General features: G+C 36.7%; 1 protein-coding gene. It reads right to left on the bottom strand.

Translation table 11 applies throughout. The features are described from left to right. Positions 1 to 1,166: alginate export family protein (locus tag FOF46_RS30890; RefSeq protein ID WP_109435467.1), on the bottom strand; the 1,166-nt coding region annotated here is incomplete at both ends.

Raw genomic sequence — 1,166 nt, 5'->3', positions numbered from 1 at the left:
GCAGGTTCAGGTACTCCTTTAAGTATTTCCATAGAATCAGAGGCAAACATATGAGAGTATCCTATTTTAAGTGTTGCAAAAGCTAATAGTTTTTGTGTAAATACAATATCTATTTCAGTTCCCAGGTAATCATCTACATTATCTCCCAGGCTTTCGGCTCCAGAGAAATAATGAGCTTTGAGTAGCAGGCTAGATTTTTCACCGGTTTTTATCACTGTTTTGGCATAAATATCATTGAGTCCAACATTATTGGCATGATTTCCTACGTAGAAATAATCCATATACCCATTAAATTTATGATTGGTACCAAAAATAGGAAAGAACGATTCGATTTCTCCATCTGTACCTCCGTTTTCATCACCACTTAAAGTTTCAAATCCAAGTCCAAAAAGTGTTTTTCCTGGTTTATATGTTACTTCTAGCATAGCATTGTATGCTGATAGATCAATATCTTCTGTAAATTCTCCTGTTTGTCCATATACGTTTGCTGCTATCGAGAGTCCTTTGGTTGGTTTGGCTACTAGGTGTGTTCCAAAAGTTTGACGATTCACATTTCCATCCACCGGAGTTTGACCATCATCTCCCAAATTTTGATAGGAGTTATTTGCAACCAATACACTTGCAGAGAATTTCTCCCAGTCTTTATGTAACCAGGCATATACCATTCCTTTATAATCAAAAACAGCTCTTGCATTACCTGCATTATTAGGATCAAATAATGTCGTTTGTCTACTCACACCATTTTGATTAAATGCAACTCCAAGATCAAATTTAAATCCTTCTTTGGAGTATTTAAGTAGAGCTGCATCATGAAAACGTCCTTGCATTGCCCAATCTAAACCTCCAAAAATTCGTTGATCATCATAAGATAAGGCTTGTCTTCCTAGTTTGGTGGACCATCCACTTCCGAATTTAAAATCTATCCATGCCTGTGCCAGAGAAAAGCTATTATTGTTATCTGCTGCTGCGATTTGTGGAGTATCCCCCCAAACGCTAACATCCTGAACACTTAGGTAGGTAGAGAATTTATCTGTTGTATATCCAAATTTTAAACGCGAACGTTGTTGTACAAATAATCCTGCATCAACTCCATCTGGTAAAAGGCTTCCAAAACCATTTAAATATTCTAACCGAGGCCTGATATCTGCATCAATACTTAATTCTTG

This window comes from Aquimarina algiphila, assembly GCF_007489275.1.
In the GTDB taxonomy this organism is placed as follows: Bacteria; Bacteroidota; Bacteroidia; order Flavobacteriales; family Flavobacteriaceae; genus Aquimarina; species Aquimarina algiphila.
Note: the sequence above shows the minus strand (reverse complement) of the source record. Positions and strands in the feature narration are given on the sequence as shown.